We start from the raw sequence: 17174 nt of genomic DNA, 5'->3' as shown, positions 1-17174 counted from the left end.
CCCCACCGCGCCAAACGGCTCAGACGACTCAGACGGCATGAACGCGCCTGAGAACGCCGACACGCCCGCCACCACCTAACCCCGCCCGCCCAACCGCACGGCCCCGGCACCGCCCCCACGGCGACACCCGGGGCCGTAGCGTTCCCCGGCCGGTCAGTTCACGTCAGCGAACCCGTAGCCGGTGGCGTCGGGACTTTTATCTCACGGCCATAAGGTAAGTTTCCGGGCGTTTCCCCGGCCCGCGCGCCGGCACTCGGCCCGACAGCGCACGAACCCCGGAAGTGTCGCCAGTCCGCACGTCAGACACCATGCGACTGCTCAACGCCAAAGACACTGCTCGCCGCTCACGGCGAGACCAAGCTCAGGGGCCGGCCCGCGGCCCAGCCGCCGGCCGGTCAATACTGCTGACAGGAAGGAGACGAACAGAACGAGGAACGGAGAGGGAACCATGTAGCACAGCCAGGCCACAAAAACATCCACGCACACATATTCAAAGGACTCGTCTTTAGACGAGTCGGGCCGCACACCGCACTGTCCGAAACCGGGAAGACCTGCGAAAACAACACCCGTGCGAGATAGCGGCCTTAACCGCCAGAGGGAACGCCACCCCTATTTCCGGCAGGCAAATCTGCCCCCATCCGACATACCTCCACCGCCGCCCATCCCCCGACAGCGCGCACGGGAACCAAGATTGACGCGACCCTCTCCCGGCCCCAGGAGTGGGTTCGCCTCGCCCCCGACACGAGGCGAACCCACCCAGGTCCGACCGCCCGGCACCCCTCCCCGGCCGGACGGGCGGACCGGTATCAACACCCACCTGCACCCCAGGCGTCAAGCCCACACCCCCATCCGGAATCACCCACCCGTCTGCCGCCTTGCCTGGCTCGTGTCTCCAGCCGGAAGCGGTCCCGCCACCTCCCCCATGACCACCCGTACGCCCTGCTATGCCCCGCGTTTTTCGGACGTCGGAAAACGCGGGGCATAGCAGTCACCGGCTAACGGACGAAGCGCTCAAAGATCTGCCGTGCCTGCCGGCTCGGCACCGCGTCGATCTCCGCTAGCCGCTCCTGCAACAGCCCGAACGAACGTCGTACGGCAAGCTGACGGCCCAGCTCACCCTGGACCGTCATCAACTGGCACCACAGCATCTCGCTGTACGGATCGATGCGCTCCACCGCCAAGCGCAATACATCCAACGCGCGATCCGGATCGCCCACCCGCACCAGTTCGGCCAACCGCTCCGCTGCATCAACAGCCTGCCGCTGAGCGGCCTGCCGCAGCGGAAGCACCCACAGCGCATCACGCCCGGCCAGCAACGGCCCCTGATACAAGGCCAGCATCTCTTGCAAGGCGGCCAGCCGAGCCGACTCCTCTGCCGCACTGCCCGCTCCGATGAAAGCCTTCTCGAATCGCCAATAGTCCACATCGAAATGGGCCGCCGCCAGGTGGCGCCGCTGGCGCGTCTTCAGCACGAATTTCACCTCCACCGCAAGGCCAGACGCCTGCCGCATCACCTGGTTGAGCTGCCTGACCGCCGACTCCAACAAGCGGCGACCACGGGCATCATCGTCCGGCCACAGAGTGTCGAGGATGTTCTGCGTCGACAGTCCTTCCGGAGACGTCGACAACAACGCGAACAGGTCGGATGCCTCCGCCCGGCCGAAAGACAGCTCAGTCCCGCCGTACGACAACCGCGGCACGCCCAGCACCTCGGCCTTCGCCTTACCGCGCACCTCCACGAAGCCGGACGCCATCAGCATTGCGGAAGAGGCTACTGCCGCGTGCCCTGGGCCAGCGATGCCCGTCTCGCCAGTGGCCACCGCAGTCTTACCGCCCAATCGAGGCTCATCGACTTCCGCCTTCTCTTGGGCGTGCTCTTCTGCCTTCTTGGTGCGGGAGCCGGCAACGAGCCCCGCTGCGGCGGTGTCGATCTCAGGCGTCTTCGTGAAGGGAGAAGCCACCATGTCGCCGTCTCCCCGGCCACCACAACGCCCGGCAGGAAGCCCGGCTGAAGAGCCCGCAACCCCGATGCCCGGCCGAGCACGGCGGCGGACGATCAGCACGGCCGCGAGCAGCATGACCATCAGCCCGAACCCCAGCGCAGAGTCAAGCGACGGCCTCACCCCAGACGAAGCCCCGAAACGGTGCCCCGTCCCATGGTCTGCACCGCCAGTTGTCATGGGCAGCGGTGAGGGCCGAGATGTCGACGGTGATAGCGACGGAGAGGGTGATGGCGCTGTGGTCGGACGCCGTCGCGGATCACGCCGAGGCGAGCGTGCGTCCTTGGCTTGACCGTGTCGGTGTTCAACGCTTCTGGTGTTGTCGCCTCGGCGCGGGGCCAGTTTCAACGGGCGATCCGGTCGACGAGCCGTCTCCTGTAGTTCGCGCGGCTCGGCTACCCTTCGTTCCGCCATCACCACAGGCGGGCGCACAGCAGGCGCAGGCGTGGACAGCTTCGGCTTCGGTCTGGGAGGCGAGTCCTTCGGCGTCGAACGTACCCGGGGCCGCGGAGACAGCGTCGGCCTCACCGGCACGCGTCGGGAATCTTCCAGCCGCTGTCCGAATTGCAGTCCCCGGCCCTCTGCCAGGTCCTTCTGCACCAGGACGCACAGCTTCTCGATGTCAAACACCTGGTGTCCCTGCTCCGGGACATACTCCGACGGACAATACGGCTCCACACGCGCCAAAGCCACGCTTGGGCCACCCAGCAAAGCGACCACGAGCGCCCCTGCGATGGTCATTCCACCCAGAAACCCGGAATCTTCGCACTTCCAGACACGTGGAAGACATTCCTGAAGCACCAGGATCCTCCAGAGGGTTTGGCTACGTCAGCCGATTTACCACCACGCCCTCCGTGCCACGCCACGGGAAGAGAATAAAGATCACCAAGACATGGCATCGTGCCGCACCTTTGAATTCTCGGCATCATTCCAGCACTTGGGTGGCACCTAGTTAGGCTCACGACTGACAACCAATATATAAGGGGCAACAGAAACCTCGCCGCAGGCGCGGTGATTGCGCTGGTTCTCACGCGCTCAGATCCAGGATCGCTACATGCCTCCGAAGCCAGAGGAACAAACATCCGGCAAGCACGTCACAGCAAACGAATGCAGCCGAACCGGTATTACACATCGCTCGCAAAGGAGACGAACGCCTTGAGGGGTACCGGACAGGACAAACCCCCTCTAGAGGTCGGCTCATCGGGGGCCCGCCGTTATGTCGGGCAAGCAACCACCAGGTCCACAGGCGGGGGGCATCAGCATCTTGCCCGACGATGGATCCCATCCCAGATACGGTCCACGACGCCGAGAAGATGCCGCTAATTGTCCGGCATAGCGAACACGATCGGGAGTTGTATTCCGTTACCACGAGGCATGCGCAGCGGAGGCGTTCAGATCACCCATGCTGATCGATGGGTGCCCATGAATTTTGTTCAGAAGCGGAAGACCGGGCCCGTCTCGGCATAAAGCACACACGCGTTGCGGAAGGTCTTGTGCCATCCGATATTCCGGTTCTGCCACAGCCCGCCCATCGTCGCCGTGACCGGCGCCTGCTCCTCGCTGCAGCGGCGGCGTGGGTTGCCAGGAAGACGATCGAAATCGCCGTCCACGGCATCGATCACAGCACAGGCCACCTCACCGTACGGGTGCCCCCGCGTCACCCCTGGACACTGCAGGCCGACCGCCCTCATCGTGTTCCCGCCATGCGCCGAGACCGCGAGGAAGACACCGTTCACCCGGGCAGCACCGTAAGCCGGTAGAGATGCGAGAACGAGTCCAACACTAAGACCGGCACCGGCGACCAGCAGGGGCAGGCGCATCGACACTCCAAACCTTGGCGACTTAAAGTAGTCGTCACGCTACCGTAAGACATATTCCTCTGTCTCGTATCCGGTCGGCAAGCCTCATGAGACACGACCACCCCCAAGCGAGGCACCACTCCACAGGGCGGAAACGCAAACTGCAACCCCGCACCGCGATGCGAAACGCTGCCAGGGCGGCAGCGCCGGAAGAAGCCCAGCCTCAGCCCGACAGTCGCTAGAACAGTGACCCCTACAGGGGAGCAGCCACTCGAACCACATGAAACGTAACGCCATGAATCATCAAGGGAAGATCAAAGCCGCAGAGCCCCCGAAGCGCCATAGGTACGCTACGCACCGTAACGATCAAGAGCATCAGGGGGCCGGAATGCCCGAAAAGGGTGGACGATCGCGTGGACGAGCGTACGCCAGGACCTTGCTGGCAGTGGGTGGAGCTGCCGCCGCCGTAGCCGCCGCGATCGCCTTGAGCGGCACAATCAAGCCCAATACCCAGCGGGACTCTTCACATCAAGCCGCAGGCGCTCGGCGAGACATCACCGGCAACGCTGTCGCTACGCCTTCTCAGCCCTGGCACAGGTCAAGCGCCTCGTCCGCCTCCTCGGCACCGGTGTCACTAGCCTTCCCCCACGAAAGAACCGCGGAAAGAGACGACAGCAGGGGCAGTACCAAGCACGTCAGTGCGGCCAGAAACCGTGCACGCATCCGTGAGTCGCACGGTCATTCCGAACTCCGACGCCCACGACCCCCGGCAGGTCCCGCAGTTGACCGCCACGCTCCACAGCCGAGCCCGCGCGAAAAGCACGCACCGAGAGATCGACGCCCGTCCTCTCCGGACGCCTCCCGGCACAGTAGGAGCCCGTCACTTCTCGCCATGAGGTGCGACGAGTTGTTCCCGCCCCACAAACGCGAGTTCCTGCTGCGCAACATCGCATGCCACGGACTCTTGGACTGACTCACCGCCCCGACCGTCGAGCCGAACCTCCGTCCTCGACGCCAGCACCGGCGAGCGCCCCGGTCCTTTGCCCTCACCTTGGGTAACCCGCAACGATCACTCCACTTTGGGGCTGGAGCCATGCTCGGGAGGAGGGTGCCTTGGAAGGCGTAGGCGATTGATCTTAGGGATGACCTGCGCTGGGCACAGCCCAACCCCTGGTGTGTGGTTGTCGCAGATCGGGTGAGGTTCCTGGAGTGATCTCGCTCCTCAAAGGAGCGTAATCTCATGCTGCGAGGACCGTTCGTACCCGTTCGCAGAAGTCTCGCGCCTCCGGCACAGCGTAGGCATTGAGCCGGTCGGCAAGGTCGAGCAACGGCGCTGTGGAGCGGTGAGAGCTGATCGCCTCCGTCAGGTCCAGCGCCTCGCCTGCCGTAGCGCAGGCTTGCTCGATGTGGCCCTGTTCGAACTGCACGTCCGCCTGGCGGGTCAGGTAGAGCGCGCGGGTGCGCAGCCACGACGGAGCGAACAAGGCCTGGGCTTGCGCGAAAGTGGTCTCGGCGGGCTCGGGCTGTCCCATGTCGCGAAGGCTGGAGGCCCGTGCGCCAAGAAGCTCAGCCTGGTCGAACCAGTAAACCCAGTCCGGGTCATCGTGGCCGTCAGCTTGCGCGAGGAGTTCTTCGGCGTCGTCAAAGTCCGCCCAGCACCGGTGGTCGTTGAGATGTGCCCGCGCTCGCGCTCGCCGGGACGTCAGCATCGCTTCGATACGTGGCGTTGTCCGGCCACGGACAGCGGCGAGCGCGGCCGTGGCCATGGACTCGGCGTCGTGCAGCCGGCCGGAGTTGTAGGCCGACACCGTCCAGAAAGCCAAGCAGTTGGCGCCCAGCGCGTTGTCGCCGGCGATATGAGCCGCTCGCAACGCGGTTTCGAAGGCGCCGTCAGCGCACTCTCCTCGCACATCGAAAAGGGCTGCGGCACGCTGGCGTGCCAGGTCGGAAGCGACGGCGTACAGGCGGGACCCGTGGGCATCGCTGTAAGTACGTTCACGCAGCAGGCCGGTTGCCAGGGCTAGGGCACTGGCGGTCTCGCTCAGGATGATTCCGCCTCCGTCAGCGTCGTCCATGCGGCGCAGCACTTTCGCGCGCTCTTCGAGACGCGAGAGGGCAGCATCACCGATCCGCTGCCCCGTGGTGATCTGCCCGGCGGCGACGGGGTCGGCGGTGATCCAGGCGAACAGCGAAGCGGTGAGAGCTCCGCCGGAGATCAGGACGAGTTCTCTTCGTGTGACGTCCACCGCACCCCCTGCAACCTCGTTCAGAGACTGAGCGGCGCCGAGGAGCGTCCATGATCGTGGTGCAGGCCGTTGAACGGGGTCCTCGGACAACCACTCAGGCCATGGTCTCTCATCAACCGTCTCCGGTGGAATACCAAGGATGTCAGCGATGAGCATCTGGGTGGGTTTGTCCGGAATTCGCCCATGTTCCCAGTACCAGACGCCGTCTCGCCTGGTGCTCACCGCATAGCGGCCCGTGCCCGCTTCGCGGAGACGACGAGCCATCTCCGATTGACTCCAGCCACGGACTTCACGGGCGCGACGGAGCAGGTAGCCGCGGACTTCGCCGGCACTTGCGGGTTGGGAGCTGACGTTCATCAACGCCTCCGCTGCGCGCGATCATAAACACGTGCGGTGCGTGCATCATAACGGCGCCCCGACTCGCGGTCAGGTGAACTGTCGTTGCTCTCCGTTGCGCTGCGGCGCAGCGATCAGCAACGTCGCCAGGTCTATCCGCCGGCCGCAGCCTGCGTCAGCGTGGGGCTCAAGCAACTGCACTCGCAATGACTCCTCCGACGCGTAACTGCCAGGACAGCCCCGAACCGAAGCAGTCCGGGGGGCTCTCACCAGTGGAGGAGCACGGCTGCCCCACGCAGACCATCGCGCAGGAGCAGCCAGCCCAAGGCTCCCGGCGAGACCACCGGGAAGCACCACCGACACCATCCGGCCTAACTGAAGGAAGGGGAAGTGGCCCCAGCACCACGCACTGTCTCGTCAACCCAAGGAGTACAGCATGATCCAACCCTGCTCCAGGCCGCCGGCCTTCATCAACGTGTCGAAGGATCTCGAAGCCGCTCTGATCGAGATCGGAGGTGCGTTGCCCGCTTGGGACATGGCTGGTTCCTTCCTGGCGGATGCCACTCTCAAGCGGTACCAGGCGCAGATGGAGTCCGTGCCGCTGGTCAAGGAGACCGCCGCGACGCTGCGCCAGGCGCTGACCGGAGAGGGCGGCGGATACGCCGTGCTGCGCCTGGGAAACCTCGCCAAGGCGCTGGGGACCGACGACGACCGGTTTCTGCGGCTGGCGACGGCCTTCGCGGCCGAGGTGGCCGTCCCCTTCTCGCCGTTCCCGCGGTGGCCGCTCTGGAAGGACATCGGGGTCAAGGTCGACAAGGACCCCGGCAAGTCCAGCGGCATCGGGTACAACGCGTTCCACATGGACCTGGTGAACGCGACCCAGCCCCCGGACTACACCACGCTCCTGTGTGTCCGCCCCGACCCGCTCGGCGGCGGCCCCAGCATCCTCTCCGACGCCCACGCAGCGGTGGCACGGCTGTCGGAGGACTGCCGCGCCCTACTGGCGGAGTCGGCCTACCACTACGGGACCTTCTTCGACCTGCACGGCGTCGGCGAGGAGTACAAGCCCTTCCCGATCCTGGACGGCTCCGACCCGGACGGGGAGTTCGTCCGGTTCACCGCCAAGATGCTGGTGAGGTCCGAGCTCGGCCAGGCGCACGCCGAAGCCGCCAGGGAACTCGCCGAGGAGCTTGTCCGGGGCCAGGTCTCCTTCATGCTCCGGCCCGGGGACTACCTCATCGTGAACCAGCGCCGCTTCTTTCACGGCCGGGAGGCGCTCCACAGCGGTCAGGAGACCATTCCGGTCGCCGACCGGCGGCTACTCCTCCAGATGTTTCTACGCGCGCCGGCCGGAACCGGATCGGCCGCGCAACCGGGCGACGGCACCGGCGTACGAGGCTAGATGCGCGAGTTGCGCAGCGACTGCCACACGGCGCCAACCAGCGCCCGCGTCGCCCGCGGGACCGACAGATGCTCGTGTTCGCGGTACAGGGCCCAGTTGTACTTGACCAAGGACATCTTGTTGGAGGAGAGCGATCCCGTCTGGTGGGCCCGGTACACCGCAAGCGGCTCAGCCAGACCCCGGGCGTCAGCGCCGTCCCGCATGATCGACAGCCAGAGGGCGTAGTCCTGGCGCTTGCGCATCGCCGGCATCAGTCTCGTGCCCAGGACGTTGCGGTCGTACATGGCGGTGAGAGCACCGATGTGGTCCTGAACCAGCATCGCGCGGTAGTCCACGTGCTCTCGCGCACGGATCACTCGCCCGTTCGGAACCCAGTTTGTGCTCTCGCCGGCGTAGTCGGCGTCCATCTTGAAGTACGAGGTGAACGTCAACGGCGCATCGCCTTCTGCGGCGAAGGCGAGCTGCTTCTCGGTCTTCTCCGGCAACCACATGTCGTCGGAGTCGAGGAACGCGATGTAGTCCCCGCGGGCCCGCTCGATCGCGAGGTTGCGGGCCCGGCCCGCACCGCCCCGTTCGGGTGCCGACTCCGGCAGAAGGCGCTCATCATGCTCGGCGAACTCGCGAAGCAGATCCATGGACCCGTCGGAGGACTGGTCATCGACGACCAGCAGCTCCAGATCGCTGTGAGTCTGCGTGAGCACCGATCGGACAGCCGCGCCGAGCGTGGCCGCCGAGTTGTACACGGGCATCACCACAGACACCAGGGGCACAGCACATCTCCTTGCCAGATCAGGAACGACGGTCCATTCAAGCACCGCAACCGAAGAGGAGCTGACATGCAGGTAGTCGTCGCTGGTCAGGGCTATGTAGGGCTCCCGCTGGCCGTACGCGCAGCCGAGGTGGGGCATCGCGTGATCGGCTACGACGTGGACGCTCACCGGGTCCAGAAGCTCGCCGTCGGCCACTCCTACGTCGAGGACGTGACCTCCGCGCGGCTGCGCGCCGTACTGGACTCCGGCGCGTACTCCGGGACCACCGACGCTGCCGCGCTGGCCGGTTTCGACATCGCTGTGATCACCGTGCCGACCCCGCTGCGGGACGGCGTGCCCGACCTGACCTACATCGAGACCTGCGCCCGGACCCTTGGCGCATACGTCCGCCCCGGCACGACCGTGGTCCTGGAGAGCACGACTTATCCCGGCTGCACCGAGGAACTGCTGCTGCCGATCCTGGAGAAGACGTCGGGCCTCCGGGCCGGGGAGGACTTCCTGGCCGGGTTCAGTCCCGAACGCATCGCGCCGGGGAACAAGCGCTGGTCATTCGACGGGACGCCGAAGGTGGTGTCCGGGATCGACGCCACGTCTCTCGAAGTGATCAAGGGCTTCTACGACGGCATCTTCCAAACCACGGTCCCCGTGTCCGGGCCCAAGGTCGCCGAGCTGGCGAAGCTGCTGGAGAACACCTTCAGGCTGGTCAACATCTCGCTCGTGAATGAGCTGGCGACGCTGGCGGCGCCCCTCGGCGTGAACGTCTGGGAGGCGATCGACGCCGCCGCGACCAAGCCCTTCGGCTTCACGCGGTTCACCCCGGGGCCAGGAGTCGGCGGACACTGCCTGCCCGTCGATCCGCTATTCCTCGCCTGGAAGGTCGAGCAGGAGCTGATGGTCCCCTTCCGGTTCATAGGACTCGCCGACGACGTGAACCGACACATGCCCGACTACGTCGTCCAGCGCGTCGTGGACGGCCTTGCCAAGCGCGGCCGGCCCGTCAAGGGATCTCGCGTCCTGCTGCTCGGCCTGACCTACAAGTACAACGCCACCGACCTCCGCAACTCCCCTTCCGCGCGGGTCGCCGAACTCCTCACCGGCCTCGGCGCCGAGGTCTACGGCGCCGACCCGAACGTCCCGGAGAGCGACACCAGCACGCTGAACGTGCCCCTGGTCGATGCCAGCCCGCAGGAGGTAGCCGCCGCCGATGCCGTGGTGCTCCTCATGGACCACACCCGGTTCGACCTCGCGATGATCGAGAAGCACGCGCTATACGTGTTCGACTGCCGAAACCGCCTGTCCGGAGCGAACGTCGAGACCCTGTAGCTCCCGAACTCCCCCAGGCCCGCCGCTGACTTCAACCCCAGGAGTTCCCTTGCGCGACGAATGGGAGCACGCACACACGGACTACACCCGGCCCGCGCAGCGCCCGGCCCCTGCCTCGCTGGCCGAAAGCGAGGGCGACTGGCGCCACTACCTGGAAGGCGGCACCCCCAACGGCTGGCTGATCCAACACAGCGCGATGACCGAAGCGCTCGTCAGCGGCCGGCCCATGTACCTGCTGCACACCACGAAGGACATCGACGCCATCCGCATCAGCCGGCAGTTGCACGTCTCCACCGGCTGCCTGGTCGGAGCCCTGTACTGCTCGCCTCTCGTCAATCAGCGTGAGGGACTGCGCCCCCATAACCTCGGCGCTTACCTGATGCGGACGAAACCTTCCACCACGCCGATGGTCTTCGAGGTCATCCCGGACGCCCCGATCCGGCCCAAGGGCATCGACTACCTGCATCTCGGTGCCATCCACCTGCGCATCTACGAGCGCTACCAGAGCTTCCTGACCCTGGCCGAGAACGACCAGCTCGACCACGCAGTGCTGACCGGGCTGCGCTCCGCAGCCGTGTTCCTCGACGTCGCCCTGCGCAACGCCACCGGCCATGCCACTCCGGCACCCGAGTTCATCGACCAACTGTCCGAAGCGGTGGCCCACGTGCCGTTCCTCGGATACCTGTACTTCGAGGTGCTGTCGGAGTATCTGATGCTTCACTCCGTCACTCCGGAGACCAAGACTTATGCCCAGTCGGGAGAGCTGAACAACTGGCTCTACAAGCGACTCGCCTTCGCCGCGGTGGACGGCATGGACCAGTTGTTCGATCTGGCCCGTTTCAATCCGCGGTATCACCGGCTCGTCCAGCTCATCGAAGGCATCGAACCGTCTCTCGGTCCGGGAGTCGCCGAGTACGTTCGGCGAAGGCTGTCGCACCTGTTCGCCCGGACTGCGCTGCACCCGTCCCAGGACGCAGCGTCGGTCACCTTCCTGGGCGCTGATCTCAACACGCTCCGGAACGCCGCGCCTGGGCTGATCGGCCAGATGGTCTTCCGCGAGATCCGGTACATGCCGCGCTATCGGCAGCTCTATCACTGCTTCGAGAAGGCAAAGGCTCTTGAGGCATGGGACTACTGGAACAACGAGGGGATACCTACCCCCTTCAACGGAATTCTTCCCAAGGGGGAGATCGGAATCCATCCCGCCTACCCCCGAGCGTCAATAAGAGTGTGGACGGCGAAAAGAGGCGAAAAGGGCTATTTACATCCGGCCGAGGAGGTCCAGGCTGCCATCACGCCGCACCTGGCCTCGTGGTGGGCGCCTCCCCGCCAGCGCGAAATGAGTCAGCCCTCCGCGCCCGATCTCTGATTCCCCCGACAGTTATACATGGATGGAGTTCTGCATGACCGCCAAGCTCCTGACCATCCTGACCGGCATCAACCGCATCGCCGCACCTTCGTCCGGAAGCACGATCCTCGTCCACGATCTCTACGGCGCGATGCCCGACATTCACACGATCTTCCTGGGCAGGGCACCGGTCGATCAGGCATGGAAGGCCGCGTTCGATCAGCTGATCACCCTCTCCACGACGAAACGCCCCCACGGCCCGGACTTCGACCCCTACGTCGACGAGTTGACGCGCGAGGTCGGTGCGCTCATCGAGAAGACCCAGCCGAATGCCCTTCACGCCCAGCACCTTGGGTTCGCTCTCAGCCTGGCCTTCACCCGAGCCGCCGGCAACATCCCGATCATCGCCATCGCCCACGGCCCCGACGTGATGGCGGCCGAGCGCAGCGCATGGGAATGCGAGCTTCTGCGTGAAGTTGCCGCCGCAAGCGCCGCGATCGTCGCCCCGACCTCCACCCTTGCCGACCGAATCGACCATCTCACCGGACGCCGATTCACCGATCGCCTCACCGTCATCCCATGGGGTATCCCGTTGCGCGATGCCCGGGCAAGCGATCAACGGCCGATCGGAACCGGACCGCTATCGTTGGTGCACGCCGGTCGTCTGGATGCCAACAAGTCCACGATCACCGCCATCGAGGCCATCGCGCTGGCCGGTCAGCCACACCGGCTGACCATCATCGGCAGCGGCCCCGAGGAGCAAGCGCTTCGCGAGCGGGCCCGCTCCCTCGGCATCCAGAACCGGGTGGCGTTTGCGCCGTTCCTGCCCCGCCAGGAACTGTGGCAGCGCCTCCCCGAGTTCGATGCCTTCGTTTTCACGACCTCCGACTCGGAGGCGTTCGGCCTCGTGGCCATCGAGGCGCAGGCCCACAGCCTCCCCGTCGCCTACTCCAACATCGCCGGGATGGCGGAGACCCTGGGCCACGCCGGTACCCCGTTCACGGCGGGTGACCCAACGAGCCTGGCCTCCGCGCTCGACAAACTGGCCCGCGACGTGCACTGGCGCAAAACCCTGATCCGCACCGGGCTGGACAACTCCCGCCGGTACGACATCACCGACACCGCCAGGAAGTTGGCCGACCTGACCGCCGAGGTCACCTCCGCCACACTCACCTGATCCATCCCACTGCTGCCGGCCCGCGACGTCAGGGCAAATTGCGCCGCAGTGCAGGGAGACGTCACCAGCCGAAGGCTTACGCGGTGGACAGGATGCGGCAGATTCCCTCAGGCTCGCAGTCGTTCGGGTCGACGCCTTGTGCCCGCTGATGCAGTTTCTGCAGCGCGGTGCATATGGCGAGCTCAAGCGGGCGGCGTGACCGGGGACCACACGCCCGTCCTCGTACCCGACACAGGCGGTGCGGAAAATGTCGGGTGATCGGGGCCGGCTTCGCCGCACGATGGGGGCATGGATGACACGACCTTGGTATCCCGTTTCCTCCGTGACGGCTTCGTGAACTTGGAGGGCGCCGTCGCGCCGCGGGTGGCCGCGGACTGCGCGCGGCTGCTGTGGCGGGAGACGGGCTGCGACCCGGACGACCCGTCGACGTGGACACAGCCCGTGCACTGGGTGGACGGCATGGCGCAGGGACCATTCGCCGCCGCACCCAACTCCCCGTTCCTGCAGCACGCGTACGACCTGCTCGTCGGCGCGGGACGCTGGGAGCCGCGTTACTCGCTGGGCACGTTCCCGCTGCGCTTCCCGCACGAGGAGGAGCCCGGCGACGCGGGCTGGCACATCGAGGGGAGCTATCTGCCGGAGGGCGAGAGCTGGTACTTCACGAATCTGCGCTCCCGGGGGCGGGCACTGCTGATGCTGTTCCTGTTCAGCGAGGTCGGTGAGGAGGACGCCCCGACCCGGATCCGGGTCGGCTCACACCTCGACGTGCCGAAGGTGCTGGAGAAGTACGGGGAGGACGGGACGGACGGGCTGAGCCTCGCGCCCGATCTGGTGGCGGCGTCCGACCACCGGCCGCTCGCCCTTGCCACCGGGTCCCCGGGTGACGTCTTCCTGTGCCATCCGTTCCTGGTGCACGCGGCGCAACCGCACCACGGGGTGCGGCCGCGCTTCATGGCCCAGCCGCCGCTGATGCCGGCCGCGCCGTACGAACTGGAGCGGGCCGACGGCGCGTACTCGCCCGTGGAGATCGCGATCCGCCGGGGCCTGGGACGGGACGCCCCCGGTCCGGACGGGCACGGCACCGACCACAGCGCCGGGTAGACGTGCTTCACGACTATCGTCGGCAAGATGCTCGTGACGTGGGATGAGGAAGGGGCCGCCGGGCATGCTGGAGCGGCTGAACCAGGCCATGGAGCACATCGAACGTCATCTCGACCAGCCTGTCGAGGTGAAGGAGCTGGCCCGCATCGCGGCCACCTCGGAGCACCACCTGCGCCGGATGTTCTCCGCGCTCGCGGGCATGCCGCTGTCGGAGTACGTCCGGCGCCGCCGGCTCACCGTCGCTGGCGCCGACGTACTCGCGGGACGTGAGACGCTGCTGGACATCGCGGTCCGCTACGGCTACAGCTCCGGTGAGGCGTTCGCGCGGGCGTTCCATGCCATGCACGGCATCGGACCGGGCCAGGCCCGGCGTACCGGAGCCGCACTCAACTCCCAGTCCCGGATGTCCTTCCGCCTCACCATCGAAGGGAGCAGCAATATGCAATATCGCGTCGTGGACAGGGCGGACTTCACCGTGGTCGGGTTCAAGACCCAGGTACCGCTGGTGCACGCGGGCCCAAACCAGGCGATCGTGGACTTTGTCCGTGGGACCGACCCGCGGGCTCTGGCGAACCTGGAGAAGCTGTCGGACCAGGAGCCGCACGGCATCGTCGCGGTCTGCGACGGCCTGGACCCAAGCCGCGCCGAGGGCACCGAACTCGACTTCCACCACGGCGTGATCACGTCCGCGGACGCCCCGGAGGGCACGACCACGTTGGCCGTCCCGGCCGGCACCTGGGTGGTCTTCACCACCTCCAGGCCGGCACCGCAGGCCATCCAGGAGTTGTGGCGGGACGTGTTCACCGAGTGGTTTCCGTCGAACCCGTACCGCACCCGCACCGGCCCCGAGATCCTGCGCACCCACCTGTCGCCGGAGAAGACCGGGGCCCACGCCGAACTGTGGCTCCCGGTGGAACCCGAGCACGGCTGAACTGGGCAGCACCTGACGGTTGCAAAGCCGGTGGTGATCTTGGAGCATCTCTGTACCGAGGCGTGCGACGTCCCTGGAGCGCCCTGTGATCATCGAGGATCTGTTTGAGCTGGAACTCGCGCACCCGCAAGACCATCCCCGGCTGGGAGTATCAGTTCGTTGCCGCGCTCGGCGAGCTTCGCTCGGCGTGGACCGTGCCGCCACGCGCACCGAGGCTGTGACCAGCTGCTCGCCACTCCCGGCCCGCTCTTCGGCGACCCCGCCGACACCGTTCTTCACGACCTATGAGCGCGGCTGGGGGCAAGGCCGCCGCGGCCGCGGGGTACTTGTCGCGGCGCGGCACCGGCGGGCAGTCGTGCCCGCCGGCCGACGTGAGGGCCGCTGCCGTCAGGCCAAGCCCTGTGGCTGCTGATGTATGGGCTTGGCCTGATCTGTTAGCTGGGTCGGTCAGAAACTCCATCGCTTGAAGTACCACTGCGGCCGGCTGTCCCACGTCGGGCGGAGATCGACACATGGTTCGACGCGGTAACCCGCCTGCTGGTGGGGGATCCGTACCTGGTAGCAGTCGTACTCGTAGAGGAAGGGGCCGAACCAGGTGTAGGCGGGCTGGGGGGTTCCTTGGTCGCCTGGCAAGTCCTCGTCGGCTTGCGCGGGGGATGCGATCAGGACGGCCGCAAGGGTTGCGGCCAGGAGTGCGGCGGTGCGCTTGGGCATATTCGGCTGTTCCTTGCGGTGCACAGTCTGATACCTCCTTCATCAAGCGCCCATGCTGGACGCGGATCTGACCTGGCGGATCGATGTCGACGCGCGTGGGTCCCTGTCAGGACGTGGGGGTGAGGTTGACCACCGCCTTGGCGGGGTTGGGGAAGGTGAAGGTGGCCCTGCACGTGCCTGAGTTGGTGTAGCTGAAGTCGCCCAGGCCGGCGCTGATCAGGCTGGTGCCGTAGAACTTCAGCTCCCGCCCGTCAGCCGAGATGGTGATCTTCGCCGGGTCGGTGCGCTGGACCGAGAAGATGCCGATGCCGGTCATGTAGGCGTCGCCTTGCTGCTCGGCCGACGTGGCGGTCCCGTCGGGGTTGAGCTGGACGAGGATGTCCCAATTCTCGTTCTGCAGGCCGCCGCCCCAGGCGACGCAGGTGAGCTTCACGGGCTCCGGCGTGGCCTGGGTGCCGGCGAGCGCGGCCTGGGCAGGGACGGCGAGGACCGCTGCGGCGATGGCCAGGGCGGCGATGCGCTGAAAAGATCTCACGGGATGACTCCTGTCGGAGGGATGAGATGGTGTGCCGTGATGGCGTGAGATCACTGTCGGCAGGCCGGCGCCGTGTCCACCACCGCTGGACAGCACATGCGGACGACAACCGGACACTCGCCCGGTCTGGACAGCGGCTGACGAGCGGGAAGACGAGGGCAAAGGCGCGTGTCTGATCGTGATGACCCGGTGTCCGAGCCCGGACATGGACACCAGCCGGAAGCGATGGAGGATCCGGCGGCCGCGTTCATCGCCCAGTTACGGGCGCTGCATCAGCAGCAGGGCTCGCCGTCGGTGCGGGAGTTGGCGGACAGGACCCGGCGCGCTCACGCGCCCTACTCCAAGTCGGTCATCGGCCAGGCGCTGCAGGGACACCGCCTTCCGTCGGAGGGGGTGCTGCGAGCGCTGGTTCAAGCTCTCGGCGTCGACGATCCCCAACCCTGGCTGGAGCGTCGTGCGCAGGCCCTGGCAGCCGGAAGAACCACGCCGGCGGCTCCACGGGAAGACCCCGTCGAGCACACCATCGGCCAGGGCGACGGCGCCGATGAACAGCCCGCCGCAGCCGGGCAGAGCTCTGTCCTGAGCCATGAGGCTGACCGCGGCCACAGGCTCTTGCCGCGCAAGACTTTCCCCCGATGGCTGATCATGATGGCGGTCGTGCCAATGGTCGCCATACTCCTCACAGCCGGGATGTCCGCTCTTGGCGGTATGGACACCGGCATCGGGCCCAGGCCCACCGGGACCCCGCCGTCGCCTGCCGCACCCGCCGCTGCGCTCACCCAGGCCACAAGTCCGGCCACGACCTCCGTTCCCTCACCCAGCCTCGCCACACCTGTCGGCAAGGAGGCCGGCACCTGGAGCGCGGTACACGGTCTCGGCTGCGAAGCGGAATGGGCCTACGCCGACCCCGGCTGGAGACCGGCCGGCGGCGGCTGGCGGAAAGACGGCTGCACCGGCACGGCGCTCTTCCTGCAGGTGACTTCCGAACTGGGCCATGCCACCCAGTTGGTGAACTGGTACTTCGACACCCGGCCTGAAGCCAGGTGCACCATCGAGGCCTTCATCGCCGACGATCATCGTTCGGCCGGCACCGCCTACTACTACCTCGACGACGACGACACCACCGCCCCGCACCTCGCAGGACCGGTCACCGTCGACCAGAACGCCCACCGCGGCACCTGGACAACCCTGGGCACCTGGCCGGTCCCCGGGCCGGGACGCCTGACCCTCATTCTGGCCAACCAGCCTCATCGGGCGCACGACACCCACACGGTGACCGCATCCGCGGCCCGCGCCACATGCCAATGACGATGAACACAAGCCAGGCTGATGATCTCCGATGATTGCCGATCTTCTTCACGGCCATGGCATCGGCCCGGCATCGTGGCAGACATGCTGCGCCTCCCCCGCCGATTCCCGTCCCTGAAGCGCCTGTTCCCCCAGCGCCGCCGCTCCACCCCCGTCAGCGTGGCCCTGTCTCTTATACACATCT

The 17174-nt window shown here is 66.6% G+C and carries 13 protein-coding genes; 7 read left to right on the top strand and 6 right to left on the bottom strand.

The annotated features are described in order from the left end of the window. Positions 1 to 995: 995 nt before the first annotated feature. The 3 genes from FAF44_RS43920 to FAF44_RS43910 all read right to left on the bottom strand — a co-directional run bounded on the left by FAF44_RS43920 (position 996) and on the right by FAF44_RS43910 (position 6402). On the bottom strand, positions 996 to 2084 hold the full coding sequence (locus tag FAF44_RS43920) for a BTAD domain-containing putative transcriptional regulator (protein WP_237109348.1): 1089 nt from the start codon (positions 2082 to 2084) through the stop codon (positions 996 to 998). Positions 2085 to 3433: 1349 nt separating this feature from the next. Beyond that, entirely contained in the window at positions 3434 to 3820 is a 387-nt protein-coding gene (locus FAF44_RS43915) for an SSI family serine proteinase inhibitor (protein ID WP_272895854.1), read from the bottom strand. 1217 nt (positions 3821 to 5037) lie between these two features. Next, complete coding sequence (locus tag FAF44_RS43910; RefSeq protein ID WP_237109347.1) at positions 5038 to 6402, bottom strand: helix-turn-helix transcriptional regulator; 1365 nt, start codon at positions 6400 to 6402, stop codon at positions 5038 to 5040. Positions 6403 to 6817: 415 nt separating this feature from the next. Here FAF44_RS43910 and FAF44_RS43905 point away from each other — a divergent pair, with 415 nt between their 5' ends. After that, entirely contained in the window at positions 6818 to 7783 is a 966-nt protein-coding gene (locus FAF44_RS43905) for a TauD/TfdA family dioxygenase (protein ID WP_237109346.1), read from the top strand. Here the strand turns inward: FAF44_RS43905 and FAF44_RS43900 are convergent. Beyond that, entirely contained in the window at positions 7780 to 8553 is a 774-nt protein-coding gene (locus FAF44_RS43900; RefSeq protein ID WP_237109345.1) for a glycosyltransferase family A protein, read from the bottom strand. The two genes, FAF44_RS43905 and FAF44_RS43900, sit on opposite strands and share 4 nt — an antisense overlap. Before the next feature lie 66 nt (positions 8554 to 8619). On the opposite strand from FAF44_RS43900, the gene FAF44_RS43895 reads away from it, so the two are divergent. The 5 genes from FAF44_RS43895 (at position 8620) to FAF44_RS43875 (ending at position 14433) form a co-directional block, all read left to right on the top strand. Then, positions 8620 to 9876, top strand: coding sequence for a nucleotide sugar dehydrogenase (locus tag FAF44_RS43895; protein ID WP_237109344.1), 1257 nt, complete (start codon positions 8620 to 8622; stop codon positions 9874 to 9876). Between the two features lie 49 nt (positions 9877 to 9925). Next, a complete protein-coding gene (locus tag FAF44_RS43890; protein ID WP_237109343.1) occupies positions 9926 to 11245 on the top strand; it encodes a hypothetical protein in 1320 nt (439 codons plus the stop codon). Positions 11246 to 11279: 34 nt separating this feature from the next. After that, positions 11280 to 12401: a glycosyltransferase family 4 protein gene (locus tag FAF44_RS43885; protein ID WP_237109342.1), complete on the top strand. Its 1122-nt coding sequence runs from the start codon at positions 11280 to 11282 to the stop codon at positions 12399 to 12401. A gap of 288 nt (positions 12402 to 12689) precedes the next feature. Then, the gene (locus FAF44_RS43880; RefSeq protein WP_237109341.1) at positions 12690 to 13502 is read left to right on the top strand and encodes a phytanoyl-CoA dioxygenase family protein; all 813 of its coding nucleotides are present in this window, start codon (positions 12690 to 12692) and stop codon (positions 13500 to 13502) included. Between the two features lie 64 nt (positions 13503 to 13566). After that, positions 13567 to 14433: an AraC family transcriptional regulator gene (locus FAF44_RS43875; RefSeq protein WP_237109340.1), complete on the top strand. Its 867-nt coding sequence runs from the start codon at positions 13567 to 13569 to the stop codon at positions 14431 to 14433. Positions 14434 to 14880: 447 nt separating this feature from the next. On the opposite strand, the gene FAF44_RS43870 is transcribed toward FAF44_RS43875, so the two are convergent. Beyond that, positions 14881 to 15147: a hypothetical protein gene (locus FAF44_RS43870; RefSeq protein WP_237109339.1), complete on the bottom strand. Its 267-nt coding sequence runs from the start codon at positions 15145 to 15147 to the stop codon at positions 14881 to 14883. 106 nt (positions 15148 to 15253) lie between these two features. Continuing rightward, complete coding sequence (locus FAF44_RS43865) at positions 15254 to 15682, bottom strand: hypothetical protein (protein ID WP_237109338.1); 429 nt, start codon at positions 15680 to 15682, stop codon at positions 15254 to 15256. A gap of 168 nt (positions 15683 to 15850) precedes the next feature. Between FAF44_RS43865 and FAF44_RS43860 the strand changes: the two genes are divergently transcribed. Next, positions 15851 to 16990: a helix-turn-helix transcriptional regulator gene (locus tag FAF44_RS43860; protein ID WP_237109337.1), complete on the top strand. Its 1140-nt coding sequence runs from the start codon at positions 15851 to 15853 to the stop codon at positions 16988 to 16990. Positions 16991 to 17174 lie beyond the last annotated feature (184 nt).

This window comes from Nonomuraea sp. MG754425 (assembly GCF_021699195.1).
Lineage (GTDB): Bacteria > Actinomycetota > Actinomycetes > Streptosporangiales > Streptosporangiaceae > Nonomuraea.
The sequence above is the reverse complement of the archived record's forward strand: the minus strand, read 5'-3'. Positions and strand labels throughout refer to the sequence as shown.